Consider the following 22,040-nt stretch of genomic DNA (forward strand, 5'->3'; position numbering starts at 1 on the left):
GCGATGGAGGACATGGAGGGCATGGCGGAGGCGCAGGCGCGGCTGGAGGCGTTGATCGCCGCCGCCGAGCAGGCGGAGGCGAGGGTGGAGGAGTGGAGCGCCACCGAGTTCACCGGCGAGGCCGATCAGGGAGGGATCGTGGCCGTCACCGACGCGCTCGGCACCATCACCCGGTTGGAGATCTCCCCGCGGAGCAGGAGGCGACTGGACGCGACCGGCTTGGCCGCCGCCCTCCTCACGGCGATCACGACAGCCGAGGAGGACGCGGCGGCCTCCAGGGACGCGCTGCTCGGCGACCTGCACCCCGCTTCGGGCAAGATCGCGTAGCGGTACGGTCACGGGTCCGCGCTGAAGCGGTCCGCCTGGTCATCCGGACCTGCCTGGCGCCACCGGGACTCACCCGGCGCACCACCGGCGCTCACCGGTCGCACATCGTGGCGACGAAGGCGTCGATCAGGTGCTGCCGATTGCCGGGCACGCCGGTGACGTAGACGGTTGCAGCGCGCCCGGCCCGGTCCCGGCCGCTGAACACCGCGGCCCCCGGCATGTCGCCGGCGGCGAAGTAGGTGTATCCGCAGCTCGACTTCATCCGGGCCACGCCGTAGCCGTAGCGAGCGCCCGCGGGCCAGCCTTCCTGCTCGACCTTCACTGACCGGCTCACCATCTTGCCCAGCGGGGCCTTGCGCCAGAATCGGTTGAGGTCCTCGGGAGTGGAGACCAGGCCGCCGCTGGGACCGAACTCGTAGGTGGGCAGCTGGTCGGTCAGATCTACCTCACCGCCCTGCGGACGACGAGGATCCACCCCGTAGGTGTGAGCGTGCGGGCCGCGGATGCCGTTGTCGCCCTTGGCCGGCCAGTACGTGTCCAGCATCCCGTACGGCCTGAGGATCAGGTCCCGGCTAGCCTGGCGGAAGTCCTTGCCGGTCACCTCGGTCACGATCATGCCGAGGACCAGGTAGTTGGTGTTGGCGTAGGCGAAGGAGCCGCGGGGCGTGGGCTTGAGCGTCAGCGCCACCCGCAGCAAGTCCGGGAAGGGCTCCTTCCACTCGATCGCGTTGAGGAACTCGGGCAGGCCGCTGGTCTGCTGCAGCAGCATCCGGACGGTGATCTTCCGACCGTCGATCTCGGCGCCGTCGCCGGTGCCGCGCAGCACTCCGGGCAGGTAACGCTCCACCGTGGCGTCCAGGTCGATCTTCTTCTGATCGACCAGCCGCAGCACGGTGGCGGCAATGATCGGCTTGCTCCCGCTGGCGATCCTGAACCGTCCCTGGGGCCCGATCATCGGCTCCCCGGTGCCCCGCTCCGCGGTGCCGGAGCGCCGGGTCACGGTCGCGCCACCCGGGCTCCGCACCTGGCTCAACGCGCCCGCCATGCCGTCCTCGGTGGTGAGCAGGTCAAGGCGGGACTGCGGCGAGGGCGTCGCGGCAGCGGCGAAGGCGGGCGCGACAGGGGCGAGAACCAGGGAACAGGCGACAGCAGCGGCGAGCAATTTCGTCATGCGTCCAATGTCGCGGGAAGATCACTCAAGATCAGTCACGCCTGCTTGCCTGTTGAGGTGGGGGTCTTCCCTACCATCGAGGTGATCGCCAAGCGGCCGTCCTCACCACGCGGCACGGGGCCCACCCAGCCGAGCAGGCCCCTGATGGAGTCTTAATCGGTTTGCCGCCGGCCAGCCCGATCGGATAGGAAGCATGCATGCTAAGGGGTAGCAAGGTCATGCTCAGAGCCCGGCACGAGGGCGATATTCCGATCCTGCAGGCCGAGCTCGGCGATGACGTGGTCACCTCTTCGCGGGCCAATGGCCAGCCGTGGCGGCCGATCACGCCCGGCTCGAAGGACTCGCAGTTCGTGGTGGACGACAAGGAGCAAGAGCTCGCCAAGTTCTCCGTGGTGGAGTCGGACGGCGGCCTGCTGGTCGGCAGCGCGCTGCTGTGGGGCATCGACAACCACAACCGGTCCGCGCACATCGGGCTGGGGCTGCTGCCGTCCGCCCGCGGCAAGGGCTACGGCACCGACGTGGTCGCGGTGCTGTGCCACTACGGTTTCGTCGTGCGCGGCCTGCAGCGGCTGCAGATCGAGACGCTGTCGGACAACGTCGCGATGTTGCGCTCCGCCGAGCACAACGGCTTCGTCCGCGAGGGCGTGCTGCGCTCCTCGGCCTGGGTCATGGGCGAGTTCCTTGACGAGGTGCTTCTCGGACTCCTCGTCCAGGACTGGAAGCCGGACCCGAAGGGCTAGGCCGCCCGACGGTCAAGGGCGGGCCGGAATCCTTGGCCGGTGCGCGGTCGTCGGTGCCTTGGCCGCAGTGACGGCACTGGCCTCGGCGGCGCAGGTGGTAGGCGAGGGCCGCTGCGGCCAGGGCTCCTCCCCAAACCGGCCAGAGCGTCTCCGGGAGCCAGGCGCCCCACTCCGCCATGGTGAACCGGCCCGAGAGCGCCCAGCGGATGTACGTCATACCGGCCACCGTGACGATGATCGCGACCAGCGTCGCCGGGATGATGGCGAGCAGCGGGGGCACCCGCTTGCCCCTCAGCCCGAGGATCCAGCGGGGGAAGACCTCGCCCCAGCGCTGAACCAGCCCGAGGGTGAGCAGCCCGCCGCCCGCGCCGAAAGTGGCCAGGTAGGCACCGGCCAGCCAGATGCCGGGAGCGTCGCGCGCGCCCTCGTCGAGAAACTCCTTGCTCACCCCGAGCGGCACGCCAAGTGCCCAGCACCACCGGGTCGCGCAGTAGACCAGCGGCACGGTTGCGGCGATGTAGACGGCCCGGCGTCCCCACCGGGCCGCCGCCTCGGGTGTGGTCCAGCCGTCCCGGCCGGTACGTCCGCACGAATGGCAGGCGTCCCGGCGACGTCGCTGGTAGGCGAGCGCGGCGGCGACCAGCAGCAACCCGCCGAACACGCACACGAGCTGGTTGACCACCGGCCATGGCCAGGCGTCGGCCAGGGTGGTGCCGCCCACGTTCAGGCCGAAGAGCGGGGCGACGGCCAGCAGGGGCGAGTAGGCCACGCCCATCATGAGCCGGGAGTCGGGGACCACGATGATCAGTAAGACCGCCATGGGCCAGGCCAGGAACAAGGGTGTGAGCCGGGGCGCGCCTCGGCCGGTGCGGGCGAGCGTCACTCCGACGACTGCGCCGAGCAGGCCGAAGGCGGCGATCCACCAGCCGCCGGGGCGCGGGGTGGCGCCGGCGAGGATGGACAGCGCTCGGTCCAGGTCGGGGTCGGACGCGCCCCAGGGGAAGCCGGGCGCGCCAAGTGCCCAAGCCGCGCCGAGCGAGCCGTAGCACAAAGACCACAGCGCCGCCGCGTAGCCCGCCCACTCCGGCCAGCGCGAGATCAGGGATCGTGCGGTTGTTGTTGGCATACGACCAGCGTGCTGACTGGGTGTGCGGCGGGCCATGCGCCGTTCGGCCGATCTCCGCGCTGTTCAGGCGCCGCGGGTATGCCATTCGGCAGAGGCGGGGCCGTCAGTCGTCGTTCAGCGGCGGTCCCGGCGCATCGTGTGGCGTTGCCGCAAGTAGAGGCCGAGCGACGCCACCACTCCGGTCACCACGATGGCCGCCGTCAGCCAGTAGATCCCCCAGTACCGCCCGTCGAACATCGAAACCCGCACATCCACCTCTTGCGCATTCACCCCGAAAAAGGTGAGCACCAAGGTCACCGGCACCGCCACCGCCGACACGAACCCGATAGCCACCGACCACCGCAACTGCCGGTCCTCGTCCGCCCGCCGCTCCAGGCTCTCGATCGTGGTCAGTTCCGCCCTGATCGCCCGTTCGAGCCGTTCGAGCATGCGGGCCACGTTCTCCGCCTTGCCCACCAGCCCCATCGTCTCGTACAGGGCGTCGTGGTAGCCCGCCACCCGCAACGACGGCACCAGCATCCCGAGGTCCGCCGTCGCCTCGACGCTGTAGCTGAGGTCCAGCTCCAGGTCGCCGAGCTGGCTGGTCAGCGACGCCAGGCTCCGGCGGCGGTCCCGCGTGTCCTGCTGCGCTCGGTCGCGGCCGCGGAACGCCTCCACTGCCTGGTAGGCCACCGACCGGATCTCGCGCAGCCGCGCCGCGCTCGCCACTCCCTGCACGGCCGACAGGAAGATGCCGTCCTCCACGTAGTCCGGCTGGCCGCAGAGCACGCTGACGTACGGGCTCACGGCGGCAGTGGTCTCCGGACGCCTGTTCAGCTCGCTCGGGTAGGTGATCGTGCTGAACTCGTCGCGGTTCGGCAGATCGCCGCGGTAGATCACCCGCTGGACGATCCCGTTGGAGTCGGCTGCCGGGAGCTGGGCGGCGAAGGCGAGCTGGTGGCGTTCGGGGAAGAAGCCGCCGGTCGTGCCCGCCAGCTCCGCGGTCACCGCCTCCAGCGGGCGGCCGTCGATCTTCAGGTCGGCGTAGAAGCAGTCCTCCAGCAGGTCGACCGTGTCGGCCAGCTCGCACTCGAGGTCCAGGCTCAGCACGGCCACGATCTGCGTGGACGGCACCGCGAACAGCCACAACCGGGCACCCGCGAGCGGCCGGTCCCAGTCGGCGAACTCGATCGTCCGCTGGTCGAGCGCCAGCCGGTGCAGCACCCGAGGAGTGGCCGACCCGGTGAAGTAGGTTTCCGGCCGCCCGAGCCGTGGACGGTCGCCTGGCGGCGCCGCCTCCGCGTCGTCCGTCACGTGCCAGGGTGTGGCGAAGATGTTGGTGAGCCGTACACCCTGTGCTGGACGAATGCCGAACAACGTCACGATCTAGAGGGTATCCGTACGGTCACCACAAGTTCCCCGCCTTCCCGCGGTACGGCCGCCGCGGTGCCGCTGTGGACACGGGCGACGGCCCGCACGATGGACAGCCCGAGCCCCGCACCCGACGCCGACCCCGTGCGGTCGTCGTTCAGCCGGCGGAACGGCTCGAACAGGTGGGGCACCTGAGCCGGGGCGATCTCCGGGCCGGTGTTCTCCACCACGACAAAGGATCCGTCCGCCCCCGAACCCGTGCGGACGAACACCGAGCCTCGCGAGTCGTTGTACTTGACCGCGTTGTCGGCGAGGTTCACCACCACCCGCTCCAGCAGCAGGGCATCACCCGTCGCGGGCGCGGCGGCCAGATCCGCGTCAACCCCCGGATAACGGTCGAGAGCGGACCGGGCCAGCTCGGCCAGGTCCACGGGCTCCCGGTCGGTCAGCTCGCTTTCGGTCTGGGCCAGCGTGAGCAGCCCTTCGATGAGGCGCTCCTGGCGGCTGTTGGAGGCGAGCAGGTGGTCACGGACCGGCCGCAGCTCCGCCGGCAGCGTCGCATCGGCGAACGACACCTGCAGCAGCGCCCGGTCGATCGCCAGAGGCGTCTTGAGCTCATGCGAGGCGTTGGCGACGAACCGCCGCTGCCCGTCGAACGCCCGGTCGAGCCGTTCAAGCATGGAGTCGAAGGTGTCGGTGACCTGCTGCAGGGGACCGAGCGCGCGCCGGGCGACGCTCCAGCCGACCGCGAGCCCGCCCAGCCCGACCAGGACGGTGGCCAGGATCGACCAGGACACGATCGAGTCGATCACCCGGTTCTTGTAGCCGTCGACCTCGACCATCACCTGCTGGACGAACACCCGGTCCGGGGGCTCCGGCAGGCCCGAACCGGGGTCGATCGACTGGCTGACGATCCGGGTGACCACGAAGTAGTTGACGCCCACCAGGATGATCGCGGCCAGGAAGAACAGCGTCCCGTACACGACCGTCAGTCGCCACCTGACGGACAGACGCCGCCTGCTCATAGGCGGTATCCGGCGCCGGTGACCGTCGCGATCACCGGTGGGTCGCCCAGCTTCTTGCGCAACGTGCCCAGGGTCACCCGCACGGAGTTCGTGAAGTAGTTGATGTTCTCGTCCCATGCCTTCTCCAGCAGGTCCTCGGCGCTGACCACGGCGCCCTCGGCGCGCAGCAGCACCTCCAGCACGGCGAACTCCTTCGGACGAGCGCGACGTACCAGCCGTCCCTGAACACCTCGTGCCGCGCCGGGTCGAGCGTGATGCCGCAGCGGGACAGACCGATCACGTCGTAGTCGTTGGTCATCGCCGGTTCCAGCGCGGCGTCGCCGTCGTAGACGACGTCCACGGCCATCGCCTCCTTGCGCAGCCCGACCGCCACGACGTCGGCCAGGACCCGCTCGTCTTCCGCGATCAGTGCACGCATGTCTTGATGATCCCCATCATCCGGTGGAAAGCGCCAGCGTGGGTGACATCCTGGCCGCGCGCATCGCCGGGTAGATCCCCGCGACGGTGCCGACCAGCATGGTCGCCGCCGGCCCGCCGCCGAGCGCCCAGGCGGGCACGACCGCGGGCATGTCCTGCCACAGCGCGTACCCGTACGTGACGGCGAGCCCGAGCACCGCGCCACTCACCCCGCCGAACCCGGCCAGCAGCACCGACTCCGCCAGGAACTGGACCCGCACCTGGCCCCGGGTCGCGCCGAGCGAGCGGCGCAGGCCGATCTCGCGGCGCCGTTCCAGCACCGAGATGACCATGGTGTTGGCCACACCGACCGCGCCGACGAGCAGCGCGACCCCGCCCACGCCGAGCAGCAGGTTCGTGAACGCCCCCGCCACGGCGGCCCGCGCGGCGAGCGCGTCCGACGGTCGGCTGACCGCGACCTCTTCCGGGTGCTCCGGGTTGGTGGTACGGGCCAGCAGCGCGTGTACGTCCGAGACGTACTCCTCGTCGGCCCTGGTGTAGATCGCAGTGGGATAGCCGTCGAAGTGCAGGAACCTGCCCGCGGCGCCGTCGCCCCGGCGATCAGCACCGCGATCCCGGCGACCGCCGCCTTCCGACTCACCGCCTTCCGACTCACCGCCTTCCGACTCACCGCCTTCCGACTCACCGCCTTCCGGCTCACCGCCTTCCGACTCACCGCCTTCCGGCTCACCGCCTTCCGACTCACCGCCTTCCGGCTCACCGCTTTACGGCTAACGGTCTTCCGGCTCAGCGCTTGACGGCTCACCGCGCGCCCTGGTCCATCAGTGGCAGGCATGCCTTCTGCGCGGCCTGCGCCGCCGGCGAGTCCCCGTCGATTCCCTGCGGTGGGTCCGGCCTGATGCCGCCTTTCTCGTCCTGGCGCGGGTCGGGCATATTGACGCCCTTCTGACGCATGCAGGCGGTGAACTTGAGCGCCCGATCCATAGCGTTCTTCCGCTCTTCGGCGGACATGGGGGGAAGCACCGGCGCGTATTGCTTGCAGGCCTGCTCCGCCGCCGCGCCTTTCTGCGGGTCGGAGCCGCGGACGCTCATCCCATCGTCGTTCTGGGTCACGGTGAGGCCGTGCTCACGCAGGCAGGAGGCGTATTTCGCCGGGTCGCCCGAGGACGTGGGCGACCCGGTGCCGGGGCTGTTCCGCTGACCGGCGCACGCGGTCAGGACGAGGGGGATCGCGATCAGAATGGCGATCCGGATTCTTTTTCGGGTCACGCCCGCATAGTGCGAGAGAGCCGTTAAAAGTGCGTTAAGCGGATTTGTTTAACCGGTCTTTATCCGGCGGGCGTCCCGAGGAGGTCGTTCATGGTGCCGTACGGGATGCCGTCGGCGGTCGAGTCGTACGTGCCGTGTTCCAGGAGCTCCGTCGTGGCGCGGGCGGCGACGGCGTACGCGGTCTGGGCGATCGCGGAGCCGAGGCTGATGCGGACCGCGCCGGCCGCGGCCAGCTCGGCCACCGTCGGGGCGCCGGCCCACACCATCACCGCGATCGGCAGCGGCCCGGCCGCGGCCAGCTCGGCGATCGCCTCCAGGTCGATCAGGCCGGGCACGAACAGGCTGTCCGCACCGGCCGCCGCGTAGGCGACGGCTCGCTCCTGTACTGCCTCCAGCTTCTTGTCCGGACCGTCAGCGGTCAGGAACACGTCCGTCCGCGCGTTGATCCACACGGGTACGGCCAGCCGGTCGGCGGCGGCGCGGGCCGCGGCCAGCCGGTCGGCCTGTTCGGCGGGCTCGAACAGGCCGGAGCCGCGGCGATCTTCAAGGTTGACCCCGACGGCTCCGGCCTGGACGACGGCCGTGATCGTGGCAGCCACGGCTTCGGGCTCAGGTCCGTATCCGGCTTCGATGTCGGCCGAGACCGGTACGCCGACCGCCGCCGCGATGCGTTCGATGGCCGCCGCGGCTCGGTCCACCCCCAGGTCGGCGGCGTCGGGCACGCCCAGGGACCAGGCGACGCCGGCGCTGGTGGTGGCCACGGCCTTGGCGCCGGCGTGGACGACAGTGACCGCCGAGGCGGCGTCCCAGGCGTTGGCCAGCAGCAGCGGGTCGCCGGACCGGTGCAGACCGGCGAAGATCTCCGCCTGGCGGATCTGTCGTTGCGGGTCGATCGTCATGGCGCCAACCCTACGAGGGAGACGACTGGCTTGGTAGCCGTATTCGGACAGCAGTGCGAAAGGCTCACGACAGGGCCGCTTGCTATCGTCGACAAGCCACGCTCCCCTCACCTCTCAGGAGCACACCCATGGACGCGTTACGCATCGTCTCCCTGATGGCCGCCACCATGACGATGGGGCTGGTGGCCGGCGCCTTCGCCCTCTACGCGCACACCGTCATGCCGGGCCTCGGCAAAACCGACGACCGCACCTTCGTCGGCGCGTTCCAGTCCATGGACCGGGCCATCATCAACCCGTGGTTCATGGGCGGCGGCTTTCTGGGGGCGCTGATATTCAGCATCCTCGCCGCGGTCACCCATGTCGGCCGGCCCGAGCTGCCGTGGATCGCGGTCGCGCTCGTTCTCTACATCGTCACGTTCGTCATCACGATGGCGATCAACGTGCCGCGGAACGACGCGCTCAAGGCGGCCGGGGATCCGGACGGCATCGCCGACCTCGCCGCCGTCCGGGCGGAGTTCGACGAGGCGCGATGGGTGCGCTGGAACCGCGTCCGGGTCCTCGCCTCCACGACCGCCTTCGGCCTGCTGGCCTGGGCGCTCACCGTGCACGGCATGTCGAGCTAGCGCCTTTCCGCCCAGGGTGGCGATACGCGAGAGTAATCTTCCCGCAACAGCCAGTTGCCAGGAGGTTACCGTGTCCCCCTCCTTCCCCGCCCGGCAGCCGTTGAGCGACGACTCCATCGATCAGCTCCTTCAGAGCGTGGCCGACGCCGCCGAGCAGGCCGCGACCGACCACGCGGCGGCAGCGCGGCACTATCGCGACCTTTCCACCGCCGCCGAACAGGACCCCGCGTCCGGCCGGCCGATCGGGGGGCTGAGACTCGATCCGCAGGCCTCGCTCACCGTCCAGCGGGTGCTCCTCGCCGAGAGCCTGGCCGACGAGTATGAGGACGCGGCCCAGAAGTTCATCGCCTGGTGGGTCGACCTCGCGGTCTGCGCGGTGCTGGCCCTGCTCACCGAGGTCCCGCTGACCAGAGGACGCGCGGCGGCCGGCGATCCGAGCTCGTGCATGGAGCCGGACGAGCTCGTCTGCCTGCCCCCGGTGCCCGAGGCCGAACGTCAACTCGCCGAGCTCGCCGTCAGCATGGACCAGTGCTGGACCCCGGAAGGGATCGCGATGGGTGGCAAGGCGTTCGCGGCCGAGCTCGGGCTGACCCTGCGGCGCGACCCGGAGGGAAACCCGCTGCTCGTCGAGGACGGGACTCCGGAGGCGCGGCGGCAGCGCCTGTGGGGCCAGATGTGGCGGTGGCACCGGATGCCGCTCCTGCCGGAGACCGCCGACCTCGTCCAGGCCCTGACCGCGGCCGGCGCCGCCCCGCCCATGGTGGACAACGTCCGCTACGCCTCCAGCGCCGTGGAGGCCGCCATAGCGGCCAAGGAACGCGCGTGGGATCTGTCCGATCAATGGGACAGCGCCCGGTCGGCGGAGGAGACCGCCCTGGTCGACTCCCTGTGGCGGCAGGCGGATGAGCTGCCCCATCTGCTCACCGCCTATGCCCGCGTCCTGACCGCGCACCTGCCCACGCTCCGCGCGCTGAGAAGAGTGTCCTAGGCGAGAGTGCTACGCGTGAAAGACGGTGGCCAGCTCCGGGATGCGGGCCCGGTAGCCGTCGAGCAGCTTGCGTGCCGTGCCGACGGAGTCGACCAGCGGGTGCAGGGCGAACGCCTCGACGGCCAGGCGGGACGAGCCCGACATGGCGGCCTCGATGGCCGTCTGCTCGACCGCCTTCACCTGCTGCACGAGACCGAGGAACCGGCCGGGGAGCGGGCGGGTGGCCAGCGGCCGGATCCCGGAGCCGTCCACCGCGCAGGGGATCTCGACGACCGCCTCCGCGGGCAGGCCGGGCACCGCGCTGCCGTTGCGGACATTGAGGATCATGGTGGACGGCTCACCGCGGGCGATGGCGGCCATGAGCGCGAGCGCGATGCCTTCGTAGCCGCCCGCCTCCAGGTCGGCGGCGTCGCGCTCGCCGGCGTCGGTGATCTCGCGGGTGTCGGCCATGTACGACGCGTCGCGCTCGCTGCGTGCCCTGCCCCACTCGGCGAGGGCGTGCTCGGGCCGCTCGCGTACGGCCGCGTAGAACCGGTCCTGCTGCCCGAGCAGGGACTCACCACGGGTCGGCCCGGAGACGGCGGCGACGGACTCGCGGGTGAAGTAGTAGTAGTACAGATACTCGTTGGGCAGCGCCCCCAGAGTCCGCACCCAGTCGCCGCCGAAGATCCGGGCCTCCTCGACCTGCCGCAGAGCCACGTCGTCGGCGAGCAGGTCGGGCAGCACATCGCGGCCCTGGTGGGAGAGCCCGCGCAGCCAGCCGAGATGGTTCAGTCCCACGTAGTCGGGCGACACGCGCGCCGGGTCGAGGCCGAGTGCGGCGGCGGCGCGGCGGATCAGCCCGATCGGCGAGTCGCAGATGCCGACCACGCGATCGCCGAGCACGCTCCGCATGGCCTCGGTGATCATGCCGGCCGGGTTGGTGAAGTTGATCACCCACGCCTGGGGCGCGACCGCGGCCACCCGCTCGGCCACCTGGACGGCGACCGGGATCGTACGCAGGCCGTAGGCGATACCGCCGGGTCCGGTCGTCTCCTGACCGAGCAGGCCCAGCTCCAGCGCGACCCGCTCATCGGCGGTGCGGCCCGCCAGTCCGCCGACGCGGATCGCCGAGAAGACGAAGGTGGCGTCGCGCAGCGCGGTGTCCAGGTCGGTGGTGGTCAGCACCCTGGGCGGGTCGTCGTGCCCGGCGGCGAGCTGCTGGAGCACGTGCTGGATGGCGGCCAGCCGGTCCGCCGACACGTCGTACAGCACCACCTCCTCCACGCGCGGCTTCGCGGTGTCGCGCAGCAACGCGCCGTAGACCAGCGGGACCCGGAAGCCGCCGCCGCCGAGGACGGTCAGTCTCATCGCCACCCCTTCACACGATTCACACGACCTGCACCTCGGCACCCGCGGCGGCGCAGTTGCGCAGCGTCGCCGCGTCGGCGCCCTCGTTCGTGACGACCACGTCGATGTCCTCGGGACCGCACACCCGCAGCGCGCCGGTGCCGGGGAACTTCTGCCGGTCGGCGAGTAACACCACCTGACCCGCCGCCGCGATCATGGCCCGCTTCAGCGGCACCTCGGCGAGCGTGGTGTCGACGAGCTGGCCGTCCGGCCGGACGCCGCTCACGCCCAGGAACACGCGGTCGGCGCACACCTGGCGCAGCGCCTCCTCGGTCAGCACCCCGACCAGCGAGTGGTACGTCCGGCGGACCATGCCGCCGAGCAGCAGCAGCTCGACCGCCGGGTCGGCGCGGAGCACGTCGAGGACGGCGAGGCTGGAGGTGACCACGGTGATGCGGCGGCCACGGAGGCGGCGGGCCAGGCGCATCGTCGTCGTCCCGATGTCGAGCAGGACCACGTCGCCGTCGCGGACGATCTGCGCGGCGCGGCCGGCCACGGCCTCCTTGTCCTGCTCGTCGACCCCCGCCACCTCGGCGAAGGGCCGGTTGGTGTCGGCGTCGACCTCGGCGAGAGCGCCGCCGCGCACGCGCCTCAGCGTGCCGTCGCGGTCGAGCACCTCAAGGTCGCGGCGGATGGTCGACGGGCTCACGCCGAGCTGGCTGGCCAGATCGCTAACGCTGGTAGCGCCTGAGAGGCGGACCCGGCGCATGATCTCGGCATGCCTGAGGCGCTGAAGCACGGGGGCATCGTATCAGTCATATCCGCGCATGAGTGAGCATCATTGGCCAAAAGCCCGCGTGAAACACTTGAAGTGAGCAAGCCAAACATGCAAGATTGCGCACATCTCGCTCTGTCGAGGAGGACTTTCCGTGTCTAGCCAGGCTTATGACCCTCTAGCCGATCAGCGAACCCCGGAGGGGCCACAGTTCGACGTCTTCTTAGCGGGCACGGTCTTCCTCGACATCGTGTTCACCGGGCTGCCCGCGATGCCCGCCGCCGGCACGGAGATCTGGGCCGACGGCATGGGCTCGTGCCCGGGCGGCATCGCCAACCTGGCCATCGCGACCAGCCGGCTGGGCCTGCGCACCTCGCTGGCCGCCGCGTTCGGGGACGACGACTACGCCGACTTCTGCTGGCGTACGCTCGCGGAGCAGGAATCCGTTGACCTGTCCAGGTCACGGCGCTTCGAGAACTGGCACTCGCCGGTGACGGTCTCCATGGCGGTCGACCGCGACCGCAGCATGGTGACCCACGGCCACTCCGCGCCCATGTCGGCGTCGGACATGATCGGCTCCCCGCCCCGGTCCAAAGCGGTGATCGTGACGCTGTCCGCCGAGGAGCCGCTCGGCATGCCCGGCAAGTGCAACTGGGCCGAGAAGGCGCAGCTCGACGGCGCCCTCATCTTCGCCGACGTGGGCTGGGATCCGTCCGGCGCCTGGTCGCCCGACATGCTGGAGCAGCTCTCGGTCTGCCATGCCTTCATGCCCAACGCGGTCGAGGCCATGGCCTACACCGGCACCGACAGCCCCCGCGACGCGCTGTACGCGATCGCCGACCGGGTTCCGCTCGCCGTGGTCACCGACGGGGCCAACGGCGCCATGGCCATCGACTCCCTGACGGGTGAGGAAGCGTTCGTCCCGGCTCCGCGGGTGACGGCGCTGGACCCGACCGGCGCGGGGGACGTCTTCGGCGCGGGACTCGTGCTCGGCACCCTGTGCGGCTGGCCGCTGAACGACCGGCTGGCGTTCGCCGGGGTCTGCTCGGCGCTGGCCGTCCAGCAGTTCGGCGGCTCGCTGGCGGCACCCGGCTGGGGGGACATCGCCGACTGGTGGCACGAGGTGCGGGCGGCGGCCGGCCACAGCGGCGCCTACGGCGACTCGCTGGCCCGCCGCTACGCCTTCCTCGACAAGCTGGTGCCCACCGACCCGGTGGGCGCGGTACGCCGGGCGGCCGCCACCATCGCCCGGCACGCCGACGTCGGGATGGCTCCGCAGGCACCGGGTAAGCCACCGGCCAAGCCTGAAGGCGCGGCACCCGACGAGCCCGAGGACCCGGACACGCCTCGCGTGCCTGCTCAGAAGGAGTAACACCATGATCGCCTCGACACCTCGCGGACGTGCCGTACTCGCCGCCACCGTCGTGGCCCTCGCCGCGACGGCGTGCGCGCCCGGCTCCTCGGCTCCGCCGACGACGGCCTCGTCGGCGGAGCCCAGCGCGGTGCGCACCGACGCCGCGGCCCTCGGCAACGTGACCCTCACGATCTGGGACCAGGAGGTACGCGGCGGGCAGGCCGCCCAGATGAAGCAGCTCAACGCCGCGTTCGAGGCGAAGTACCCCAACATCAAGCTCAAGCGGGTCTCCCGCTCCTTCGACGACCTCAACACCACCCTGCGCCTGGCGCTGAGCGGCAACGAACCGCCGGACGTGGTGGAGGCCAACAACGGCCGGTCCTCGATGGGCGCGTTCGTGAAGGCCGGCCAGCTGCGCCCGCTGAACGCCTACGCCGAGGCGTACGGCTGGAAGAAGCGCTATCCGGACTCGGTCCTGCGCTACTCCAGCTACAGCGCCGACGGCAAGCTGTTCGGCGAGGGCAACCTGTACGGTCTGCCCCAGGTCGGCGAGGTCGTCGGCATCTACTACAACGCCGCCAAGCTGACCAGCCTGAGCCTCCAGCCGCCGAAGACCTGGGAGGAGTTCCAGGCCGCGCTGGCCAAGGCCAAGGACGCCGGCGAGGTGCCGATGCAGCTCGGCAACCTCGACAAGTGGCCCGCCATCCACGTGTTCGGCACCGTGCAGGGCCGCGACGTCCCCGCCGCGCAGATCAGCACGCTGGCCTTCGGCCGCAAGGGCGCCTCCTGGAACACGCCCGAGAACACCAAGGCCGCCCAGCAGCTCGTCGACTGGGTCGACAAGGGCTACTTCAACAAGGGCTTCAACGGCCAGGGCTATGACCCGGCGTGGCAGGCGTTCAGCAAGGGCACGGGCGTCTTCATGATCGCCGGCACCTGGCTGATGGCCGACATGGAGAAGGTCCTGGGCAAGAACCTGGGCTTCATGCTGCCGCCCGGTGCCACGGCCGACGCGCCGCCCGTCGCGACCGGTGGCACGGGCCTGCCGTTCGCCATCACCGCCAAGAGCCCCAACCCCGACGCGGCGGCCGCGTACATCGACTTCATCACCAACGCCGACGCCATGAAGGTGCTCACCGCCACCGGCAACCTGCCGGTCGCCGACACCGACCAGCAGAGCGTCAAGGCGGGCGCGCAGCAGGACGTCTTCAAGGCGTTCGGCACCGCGACCAAGAACGACGGCCTGGTGCCCTACCTCGACTACGCGACCCCGACCTTCGCCGACACGCTGGGCGCGGCGCTGCAGGACCTGCTGGCCAAGAAGGCGACTCCGCAGGAGTTCCTGGCCACGCTGGAGAAGGACTACAAGACCTTCTCGGAGACGAACGGGTGAGCGTGGCCCGCCCTCCCGGGGAGCCCAGACGGGTCGCCTACCTCTACTTACTGCCGGCGTTCGTCGTCTACGCGGCGTTCCTGCTCTATCCGATCGGCCGCGCCGTCCAGTTGTCGCTGTACGACTGGGACGGGCTGTCCGTCGGCCGGTGGGCGGGGCTGTCCAACTACGCGGCGATCGTCGCGGACGAGGGGCTGCGTGACGCCTTCGTCCACGCCCTGGTCCTGGTCGGGTTCTACGCGCTGGCGCCGCTGGCCATCGGGCTGATGCTGGCCGCGATACTCAACCACGCCAAGGTGCGCGGGCTCGGGTTCTTCCGCACGGTGGTGTTCCTGCCGCAGGTGGTCGCCATGGTCGTGGTGGCCGTCGCCTGGCGCCGCGTGTACGCCCCGGACGGCACGCTCAACGGCCTGCTCGACGCGCTCGGCCTCGACTCGCTGACCAGGGGCTGGCTGGGCGACTACACGTTCGCGCTGCCGGCCGTCGGCGTGGTCGGCACCTGGTTCGAGACCGGGCTGGTGACCGTGTTGCTGCTGGCCGGGATGAGCCGCATCCCGCTGGAGCTGTACGAGGCGGCGCGGCTCGACGGGGCGGGCGCGGTCAAGGAGTTCTTCGCGGTCACGCTGCCGTCGGTGCGCGGGGAGATCGCGGTCGCGCTGACGCTGACCGTCATCGCCGCGCTGCGGACGTTCGACCTGGTGTACATCACCACGCGCGGCGGTCCGGGAAACTCCACGTCGGTGCCGTCGTACGAGGTCTACCACCGGGCCTTCGGGCTCAGCCAGATCGGTTCGGCGGCGGCGATCGGGGTAACCCTGACGGTGATCATCTTCGCGATCTCGTTCGTGATCAACCGCTTCGCGGACAGGGGGGCCTCGTGATCTCGCGTGGGGAGCGGCTGGCCAACTACGTCATCCTGTCGGCGTTCGCCGCGTTCGCGCTCTTCCCCATCCTGTCGATCCTGTTCGCCGCGCTCGGCCCCGACGACAGCGCTGACGCCACCGGGCAGGGGCTCAGCGTGGCGGGGCTGCACGTGGGCAACTTCGCGGCGGCGTGGGAGATCGGGCATTTCGGGACCTACCTGCGTACCAGCCTGGCGGTGTCGGCGTTCGTCGTGGTGGTCAGCGTGGTGCTGTCGATCATGAGCGGGTACGCGTTCGGCACCATGCGCTTCCGCGGCCAGTCGGTGCTGTTCTACCTGTTCATGCTCGGGATCATGATGCCGAGTGAGGCCATCGCGGTGCCGCTCTACTTCGACCTGCGCTCGCTCGGCCTGATCGACACGTTCTGGTCGGTCGCGCTGCCGCAGGTCGCGCTGTCGGTGGCGTTCGGCACGTTCTGGATGCGGGCCTACTTCCGGGCCGGCAGCCGGGCCATCGTCGAGGCCGCCCGCATCGACGGCGCCTCGACCTGGCGCATCCTGTGGCAGGTGCTGGTGCCCCCGGCCCGGCCCGCCGTGGTGACCCTGACCGTCCTGGTCTTCATGTGGACGTGGAACGAGTTCCTCATCCCGCTGATCATGGTGACCAGCGAGTCGCTGCGGACCGCGCCGCTGGGTCTGGCCTTCTTCCAGGGCCAGTACACCTCCGGCTTCACCCTGCTCGCCGCCGGATCGGTCATCGTCGCGACCCCGGTGGTGATCTTCTACCTGTTCCTCCAGCGTCACTTCGTCCGCGGGCTGCTCCAGGGAGCGGTCCGCGAATAACCCCCCGGAGGTTCCCTTGAAGATAGTGGCGCTGGTCGCCGCGGCCGTGCTCGCCCTTTCGCCGGTCACCCCGGCGCTGGCCGAGCAGGCCCCCGCTCCCCCCGTCGACCTCGACGCGCTGTTCGTCGGCGCCCATCCCGACGACGAGGCGTTCAGCCTGTCCACGCTCGGCCAGTGGAACGAGGACCACGACATCCGCACCGGCGTCGTCACCGTCACCCGGGGCGAGGGCGGCGGCAACGCCGTCGGACCGGAGGAAGGCCCGGCGCTCGGCTTGCTGCGGGAGGCCGAGGAGCGTACCGCGGTCGGCAAGGCCGGGGTGCGGGAGGTGTTCAACCTCGACGACGTCGACTTCTACTACACGGTCAGCGCCCCGCTGACCGACCAGATCTGGGGGGACGACACCCTGGAGAAGGTCGTGCGGATCGTCCGCCAGACCCGCCCCGAGGTCCTGCTCACCATGGACCCGGCTCCCTCCCCCGGCAACCACGGGAACCACCAGCAGGCCGCGCGGCTGGCCGTCGAGGCGTTCTACGCGGCGGCCGACCCGAAGGCGTTCCCCGAGCAGATCACCCGCGAGGGGCTGCGGCCCTTCGCGCCCGCCCGCCTGTTCCTCGGCGGCGGCCGCGGCACCTCCCAGGTCGGCCCCGCCTGCGCCGCGACGTTCCGCCCCACGAACCCGGCGCAGAACGTGTACGGCGTGTGGAGCGGACGCGCCTCCCAGAGCCAGGGCAAGACCTGGGCCGCCATCGAGCGCGAGGCCCAGCGCTCGTACGCCTCCCAGGGCTGGGCCGTCTTCCCTGACGTGCCGTCCGACCCCGCCCAGCTGGGCTGCGACTTCTTCACCCAGGTGGACTCGCGGGTGCCCTTCCCCGAGCCGGGCACCGCGGCGGCGGCCGCGCCCACGGCGATCCTCGACGGCGCGCTGACCCGCCCGGCCGGAACCGTCCCGCTCGGCACCCTGCTCGGCCTGCGCCCCAGCACGTTCGACGTCCGCCCGGGCACGGCGTTCACCGTCAAGGTCACCGCGACCGCCCCGTCGCGCGAATCGCTGGGCCGCTCGGCCGTGACGCTGAAGGCCCCCGAGGGCTGGCGGGTCAGCGGCTCCGGCGACCTCGGCAGGATCGCCGCGGGGCGTACGGGATCCGCGACGTTCACGGTGACCCCGCCCGAGGGCACGGGTGACCGGGCTCGCCTCGCGGCCACGCTGACCACCGAACACGGACGCGGCTACACCGACCGGCAGGTCGAGATCAGCCCCGCCGTACGCGGTGGGCAGCAGCTGCTCCCCCAGGTAGCCCAGTACGAGAAGTGGACCGCCGAACTCGGCGCGCCGCAGCTTCGCGGCCTGGTCACGCCGGTGCTCACCCTCCCGTCCGGCGGCTCCCGGCCGGTGGGCATCGTGGTCACCAACGTGAGCGGCGCCACCCAGTCCGGCACCGTACGCCTGGACCTGCCCGCCGGCTTCACCGCCGACCGCGCCGAGGCGCCCTACAGCGGCCTGGCGGCCGGGGCCTCGACGACGGTGCCGTTCACCGTCACCAACGCGGACCCCTCGCTGAAGACCTCGAACCAGGGTGGCGACTACGCCTACACCATCACCACCACGAGCACGGACGGCTCCAGCGTGAGCAAGCCCGCGCTCGAACTGGTCCCGGCGGCGTCCATCCCGCAGGCCGCGGCGGCGCCCGCGATCGACGGCGTGGAGGGCGACGGCGAGTACTCCGGCCCCGCCCTGGACATCTCCCGCCTGTGGGAGGGCACCGCGTGCTCGTCGGCGGCGGACTGCTCCGGCACGGCCAAGGTCACCTGGCGCGACGACACGCTGTTCCTGGTGGTCCACGTGAAGGACGACGTGGTCGGCACCCGGCTGGCCGCCGCCGACTGCAAGCGGCACTGGCGTACCGACTCGGTGGAGGTGACCCTCGACCCGCGCGGCACGTCGGAGAACACCTCCACCACGTTCAAGGCCGCGGTGCTGCCGGTGACGGCCGAGGGGCCGCCCTGCGCCCTGCGTGACGCCGACAACCACCAGGGTCCCGCCACCGGGATGCGGGTGGCGTCGAAGGTCTCCGCCGGCGGGTACGACGTCGAGCTGGCCATCCCGATGGAGACCCTGCCGGGCGCGGTCGATCCCGCGCACCTCGGGCTGAACATCCTGGTGTACGACTCCGACACCCAGGACAAGACCGGCCAGACCCGGATCGGCTGGTCGACGTGGGGTGGCGTACAGGGTGACCCGTACCGGTGGGGCTTCGCGACGCTGCCGGGCTACCAGCCTCCGGCGGGCCGGCCCACCACCCCGCCCGACCCGGTGATCCCCGACACCGGCCTGTCCAGCCTGGACTCGCCGCAGTCGCTGGAGCAGGCGGTCCGCGTCCACCTCCCGCTCGCCGGCGGTCCCGCGGCGAAGGAGTCCGAGAGCGGCCGGGTGACCTCCGCGGCGAGCGGGCAGAACGCCGTGAAGGTGACGTTGCGCGCCAATGCCGCCGGCAAGGCGCATCTGTTCGTCCGCGACGACCAGGGCACGGCGGGCAGCCGCGTCGTCACCGTCTCCGGCCGGGGCACCACGACGGTGACCGTCCCGCTGACCCGCGCTGTCGGCGCCCACCCGACGGTGGTGGCCGGGTGGCAGGCGACTGGGGGCGGCACGCTGGCGTCTCAGACGCGCGTGCGCTGACGCTGATGGAGGTGGCGGCCCATAACCGGCCGTCACCTCCTGGATCGGCCGCCGCGCCGGGCGGGCGTGGCCCGACAACCAGCGACGACGCCTGCGCGACCGCCCGGGGCCACCGGCCGATGGACATCGTCGCGGCGGCGATTCTGCTCGCCGCCGCATGCGCCGTGGACCCCGGTACGAACTCGTGGTCACGTCCTCAGATGTCGTCGGCCTTCCAGCGGGTCAGGTCGTAGGTCTCCGCGAGGGGGCGCCACGCCTCGGCGAATCGGGCCTTCGCCGCCTGCGCGGCCTCGGATCTGTCCAGGCCGCGCCGGTAGTCGCGGTCCTCGGCGATGGTCCCGGTGCAGCCCTTGCCCAGGTGGCGCCGGGCCCAGGAGAGGAAGGCGGCGTCGGCCTCGTGTGAGGCGTCGAGTGCTTCGACGAGTGACTCCTTCAGGGCGGGGCCTCCCGGCAGGGCGGTCACGTCGAGTGCTCGGGCCAGGGTGAGTTGGTCGCGGCGGTTCGTGGTGATGCTCTGGATGGTGTCCCTTCCGTCCGGCTCGCACTTGCTCGCGCGGGCGATCGCCTCGGAGAGGCTGGACCGGGCCGAGTGGCTGTTGGTCAGCAGATCATCGAGCTTCGCGGCCTGCCGGGCGGCCTCGCCGGTGGACGGGTCAGTCTCCGGCGTCATCTCTTCGACCTCGGCAAGGACAGGGGTTTCGTCCTGGCGTACCTGGGCGTCTCCATCGGTGAAGGGCCATGGGCGACCGGCGAGGAACCACCAGGCCAGAGCGAGACCCGACAGGACTAAGCCGACGAAGATCAGCGGCGTCCGGCGGCGCGGCCCGAGGGAGCCCCAGTCGTCATCGCGGGCCGGCGCCTGCGGCTCCACGAGGGCCGCTCCACATCTCGGGCACTGGGCGAGATTGCCGGCGTCGGCCCCACATCGCCCACACAGCTGGCCGGACCCCGCTTCATCCACCAACGCACGCCTCCCGGAATAATCCCGAAAAAATATGACAAATGCTTAATTCGCGTTATTCTCCGCTCGCCAGCATTCCGAAAGAGACTATTTGATAACGAGGCGTTCCAGAGACATTCGCCCACTATAGGCTCACCTCCACGCACGAATAACGGGAGGCGGCCACGATGCTCGACAGCCCCGGAGCGGATTCCCTGCATGCGCGAACCCGGAATATGAATTCTTCTCGCATGAGTAATGTGACGCGCTACCTCTGTGCCGCCGCCTACCTGGACAGCGGTTTCCGCGATAAAGTGCTGGCCGAGCTGCTGTTTGACCAGTTTCGGGCGATCCCTCCCTCGCATGGGGGATTCAACCTCATGCCGGTGATCTACCACTGCCGGCGCTCTCGCATGATGCTCGTGGTCCGCGACGCCCTGATTAGCGGATTTTTCATCATCGGCTGTTTCATGGCGCCTTTGAGCACTTTCGGATGGTTGTGGACCCTCGTCCCCTTCGCCCTTCTCACCGTGGACGGGATCCGGCGCGGGCCGCTGATCGTGCGGGCGCTGATCTGGTTCTGGGCCTGCTATTCGGTCTTCTCGCTGATCTTTCTGGCGATCCTGACCGCGCTCATTCCCGCGGCGGCGTACCTGTTCGCGTCAGGACTGCCGTTCTCCGGCCTCTACGGAAGCGGGAGCACCGGCTCCGTCCTGCAGCAGTTCCTCGTTCCGGTCGTCACGCTCGGCATCGCGCTCGTGTACCGGATCGCGATCTACCTGACGCTCGTGGGCAGCCTCAAGCCGGGCGCGCCCGAACCGATCATCGGGACCACCCACCCCAGGCTGGCCCGCCGCCTCGACTACATCCGCAGAGCCCAGTGGGGCAACGTCACCATGTACGCGAACGAGGACGCGTTCATGGGCGCCGGCCGGATCCAGCGCAGCTGGTCCATCGCCGTCGAGCTCGACCGCGTACGCGAGAACCACAAGCCGTCGCGGCGGGCGGACCCCGTCGACATCGACCCGGTAGAGCTGCACGCCTTCGTCCGCGGGCGCCTCATCGAGATGCGTGACCGCGTACTCCGGCCCAACGAGGGCATCCAGCGGCTCGACATCGGAGATCACGTGGTGACGCGCGGGATCTTCACGGTGGCCGACGGGCAGCGCGACCGGGCGGCCGGGGCGCACCCGATGATCGACAGGAACGGCCTGCCCCGGTTCCAGGCCACCCCCGAGGAGATCGCGGCGATCGCCCGCCATCCGCAGGGCGGCGTCCGTTACTACCAGCGCGTGACGATCAACAACGCCGGCCAGGAGATCCGCGACCTCGACGGCAACCTGGTCGCGCCCGCCGAGGACCAGGAGGCGCTGACCTCCGCGTTCATCTACCTGGCCGTCGAAGGCCGGATGCTCTACACGCAGTTCGTGGTCACCGTGCTCCCTCCGGCCCGCGACCACTATCACGTGGTCGACAGCCTCCCCACCATGACCAGCGGGCGGGTCACCTGGGAAGCGCTCAAGGTGCTGAAGCTCCAGCTGCTGCGTGACGTGCTGGCCGCTCCCGTGCGGGTCGTCCGTACGGCCGTGGAGTCCGTACGCCAGAGCGCGATGACGCCGAACCCGCGCGACCACATCGTCTATCCGTACGGCGCCCGCGTCAGCGTCCGCGAGCTGGGCGCCAGCGAACGCCTCCAGACCCACATCCAGGTGCTCGACGTCACGAAGTACATCAAGATGATCGAGCAGCGGCTCACCGAGGCGGTCCTCGACTTCCTGGAGGAACGGAAGGTGGAGACCGGCGCCTACCGGATGCAGGCGGCCGGCATCACCGTGTCAGCCGGCAACGGCGGCACGGTGAACGTGCCGATGGCCTTCGGGGAGCACGCGTCGGCGACGGTCAACGGCCTCCGGCCGGGCACATGACGAG

At 70.8% G+C, this 22,040-nt stretch carries 20 protein-coding genes and 2 pseudogenes; 10 read left to right on the top strand and 12 right to left on the bottom strand.

Features of this window, described 5'->3' with window-relative positions; translation table 11 throughout:
* The first annotated feature begins 3 nt into the window (after positions 1 to 3).
* A complete protein-coding gene (locus ACGFNP_RS20455) occupies positions 4 to 327 on the top strand; it encodes a YbaB/EbfC family nucleoid-associated protein (protein ID WP_393320627.1) in 324 nt (107 codons plus the stop codon).
* 91 nt (positions 328 to 418) lie between these two features.
* On the opposite strand, the gene ACGFNP_RS20460 is transcribed toward ACGFNP_RS20455, so the two are convergent.
* The gene (locus tag ACGFNP_RS20460) at positions 419 to 1,498 is read right to left on the bottom strand and encodes a serine hydrolase domain-containing protein (RefSeq protein ID WP_393320630.1); all 1,080 of its coding nucleotides are present in this window, start codon (positions 1,496 to 1,498) and stop codon (positions 419 to 421) included.
* A gap of 218 nt (positions 1,499 to 1,716) precedes the next feature.
* On the opposite strand from ACGFNP_RS20460, the gene ACGFNP_RS20465 reads away from it, so the two are divergent.
* The gene (locus ACGFNP_RS20465) at positions 1,717 to 2,238 is read left to right on the top strand and encodes a GNAT family N-acetyltransferase (protein WP_393320633.1); all 522 of its coding nucleotides are present in this window, start codon (positions 1,717 to 1,719) and stop codon (positions 2,236 to 2,238) included.
* On the opposite strand, the gene ACGFNP_RS20470 is transcribed toward ACGFNP_RS20465, so the two are convergent.
* The 8 genes and pseudogenes from ACGFNP_RS20470 to ACGFNP_RS20505 all read right to left on the bottom strand — a co-directional run bounded on the left by ACGFNP_RS20470 (position 2,165) and on the right by ACGFNP_RS20505 (position 8,324).
* Entirely contained in the window at positions 2,165 to 3,364 is a 1,200-nt protein-coding gene (locus tag ACGFNP_RS20470; RefSeq protein ID WP_393320636.1) for a hypothetical protein, read from the bottom strand. The two genes, ACGFNP_RS20465 and ACGFNP_RS20470, sit on opposite strands and share 74 nt — an antisense overlap.
* Before the next feature lie 114 nt (positions 3,365 to 3,478).
* Entirely contained in the window at positions 3,479 to 4,726 is a 1,248-nt protein-coding gene (locus tag ACGFNP_RS20475; protein WP_393320639.1) for a hypothetical protein, read from the bottom strand.
* Entirely contained in the window at positions 4,723 to 5,739 is a 1,017-nt protein-coding gene (locus tag ACGFNP_RS20480) for a sensor histidine kinase (RefSeq protein WP_393320642.1), read from the bottom strand. The genes ACGFNP_RS20475 and ACGFNP_RS20480 overlap by 4 nt, the downstream gene beginning before the upstream one ends.
* Positions 5,736 to 6,157 (bottom strand): annotated as a pseudogene (locus ACGFNP_RS20485) (DNA-binding response regulator). Before ACGFNP_RS20485 ends, ACGFNP_RS20480 begins: the two are co-directional and overlap by 4 nt.
* 16 nt (positions 6,158 to 6,173) lie before the next feature.
* Complete coding sequence (locus ACGFNP_RS20490; protein WP_393320645.1) at positions 6,174 to 6,569, bottom strand: ABC transporter permease; 396 nt, start codon at positions 6,567 to 6,569, stop codon at positions 6,174 to 6,176.
* Between the two features lie 263 nt (positions 6,570 to 6,832).
* Positions 6,833 to 6,991: pseudogene (locus ACGFNP_RS20495) on the bottom strand (hypothetical protein); the annotation flags it as partial.
* Complete coding sequence (locus tag ACGFNP_RS20500; protein WP_393320648.1) at positions 6,958 to 7,425, bottom strand: hypothetical protein; 468 nt, start codon at positions 7,423 to 7,425, stop codon at positions 6,958 to 6,960. The gene ACGFNP_RS20500 and the pseudogene ACGFNP_RS20495, both read right to left, overlap by 34 nt.
* 59 nt (positions 7,426 to 7,484) lie before the next feature.
* Positions 7,485 to 8,324: an isocitrate lyase/phosphoenolpyruvate mutase family protein gene (locus tag ACGFNP_RS20505; RefSeq protein WP_393320651.1), complete on the bottom strand. Its 840-nt coding sequence runs from the start codon at positions 8,322 to 8,324 to the stop codon at positions 7,485 to 7,487.
* 128 nt (positions 8,325 to 8,452) lie between these two features.
* Here ACGFNP_RS20505 and ACGFNP_RS20510 point away from each other — a divergent pair, with 128 nt between their 5' ends.
* On the top strand, positions 8,453 to 8,947 hold the full coding sequence (locus ACGFNP_RS20510) for a DUF1772 domain-containing protein (RefSeq protein WP_358316237.1): 495 nt from the start codon (positions 8,453 to 8,455) through the stop codon (positions 8,945 to 8,947).
* Between the two features lie 70 nt (positions 8,948 to 9,017).
* Entirely contained in the window at positions 9,018 to 9,935 is a 918-nt protein-coding gene (locus ACGFNP_RS20515; RefSeq protein WP_393320654.1) for a hypothetical protein, read from the top strand.
* Positions 9,936 to 9,944: 9 nt separating this feature from the next.
* Here the strand turns inward: ACGFNP_RS20515 and ACGFNP_RS20520 are convergent, their stop codons facing one another.
* Together ACGFNP_RS20520 and ACGFNP_RS20525 are read right to left on the bottom strand one after the other, a co-directional pair.
* Positions 9,945 to 11,285, bottom strand: a complete 1,341-nt coding sequence (locus tag ACGFNP_RS20520; RefSeq protein WP_393320657.1) for a 6-phospho-beta-glucosidase — start codon at positions 11,283 to 11,285, stop codon at positions 9,945 to 9,947.
* Between the two features lie 19 nt (positions 11,286 to 11,304).
* On the bottom strand, positions 11,305 to 12,063 hold the full coding sequence (locus ACGFNP_RS20525; RefSeq protein ID WP_358316229.1) for a DeoR/GlpR family DNA-binding transcription regulator: 759 nt from the start codon (positions 12,061 to 12,063) through the stop codon (positions 11,305 to 11,307).
* Positions 12,064 to 12,193: 130 nt separating this feature from the next.
* Between ACGFNP_RS20525 and ACGFNP_RS20530 the strand changes: the two genes are divergently transcribed.
* The 5 genes from ACGFNP_RS20530 to ACGFNP_RS20550 are packed head-to-tail and all read left to right on the top strand — an operon-like array spanning position 12,194 to position 19,171.
* On the top strand, positions 12,194 to 13,411 hold the full coding sequence (locus tag ACGFNP_RS20530) for a PfkB family carbohydrate kinase (RefSeq protein WP_358316226.1): 1,218 nt from the start codon (positions 12,194 to 12,196) through the stop codon (positions 13,409 to 13,411).
* 4 nt (positions 13,412 to 13,415) lie between these two features.
* Complete coding sequence (locus tag ACGFNP_RS20535; protein ID WP_393320661.1) at positions 13,416 to 14,786, top strand: extracellular solute-binding protein; 1,371 nt, start codon at positions 13,416 to 13,418, stop codon at positions 14,784 to 14,786.
* Between the two features lie 2 nt (positions 14,787 to 14,788).
* On the top strand, positions 14,789 to 15,667 hold the full coding sequence (locus ACGFNP_RS20540) for a sugar ABC transporter permease (RefSeq protein ID WP_358316220.1): 879 nt from the start codon (positions 14,789 to 14,791) through the stop codon (positions 15,665 to 15,667).
* The gene (locus ACGFNP_RS20545; RefSeq protein WP_358316217.1) at positions 15,664 to 16,491 is read left to right on the top strand and encodes a carbohydrate ABC transporter permease; all 828 of its coding nucleotides are present in this window, start codon (positions 15,664 to 15,666) and stop codon (positions 16,489 to 16,491) included. Before ACGFNP_RS20540 ends, ACGFNP_RS20545 begins: the two co-directional genes overlap by 4 nt.
* Before the next feature lie 25 nt (positions 16,492 to 16,516).
* Positions 16,517 to 19,171 (top strand): sugar-binding protein, encoded by a 2,655-nt coding sequence (locus ACGFNP_RS20550; RefSeq protein WP_393321566.1) that lies wholly within the window; start codon positions 16,517 to 16,519, stop codon positions 19,169 to 19,171.
* Positions 19,172 to 19,367: 196 nt separating this feature from the next.
* Here the strand turns inward: ACGFNP_RS20550 and ACGFNP_RS20555 are convergent, their stop codons facing one another.
* Positions 19,368 to 20,042 carry a hypothetical protein gene (locus tag ACGFNP_RS20555; RefSeq protein ID WP_358316214.1) on the bottom strand — a complete coding sequence of 225 codons (675 nt, stop codon included), beginning with the start codon at positions 20,040 to 20,042 and terminating at the stop codon, positions 19,368 to 19,370.
* A gap of 320 nt (positions 20,043 to 20,362) precedes the next feature.
* Here ACGFNP_RS20555 and ACGFNP_RS20560 point away from each other — a divergent pair, with 320 nt between their 5' ends.
* Entirely contained in the window at positions 20,363 to 22,036 is a 1,674-nt protein-coding gene (locus tag ACGFNP_RS20560) for a hypothetical protein (RefSeq protein WP_393320666.1), read from the top strand.
* The last annotated feature ends 4 nt before the right edge of the window (positions 22,037 to 22,040 follow it).

It is taken from the genome of Nonomuraea sp. NPDC049269 (assembly GCF_043197155.1).
GTDB lineage: Bacteria > Actinomycetota > Actinomycetes > Streptosporangiales > Streptosporangiaceae > Nonomuraea.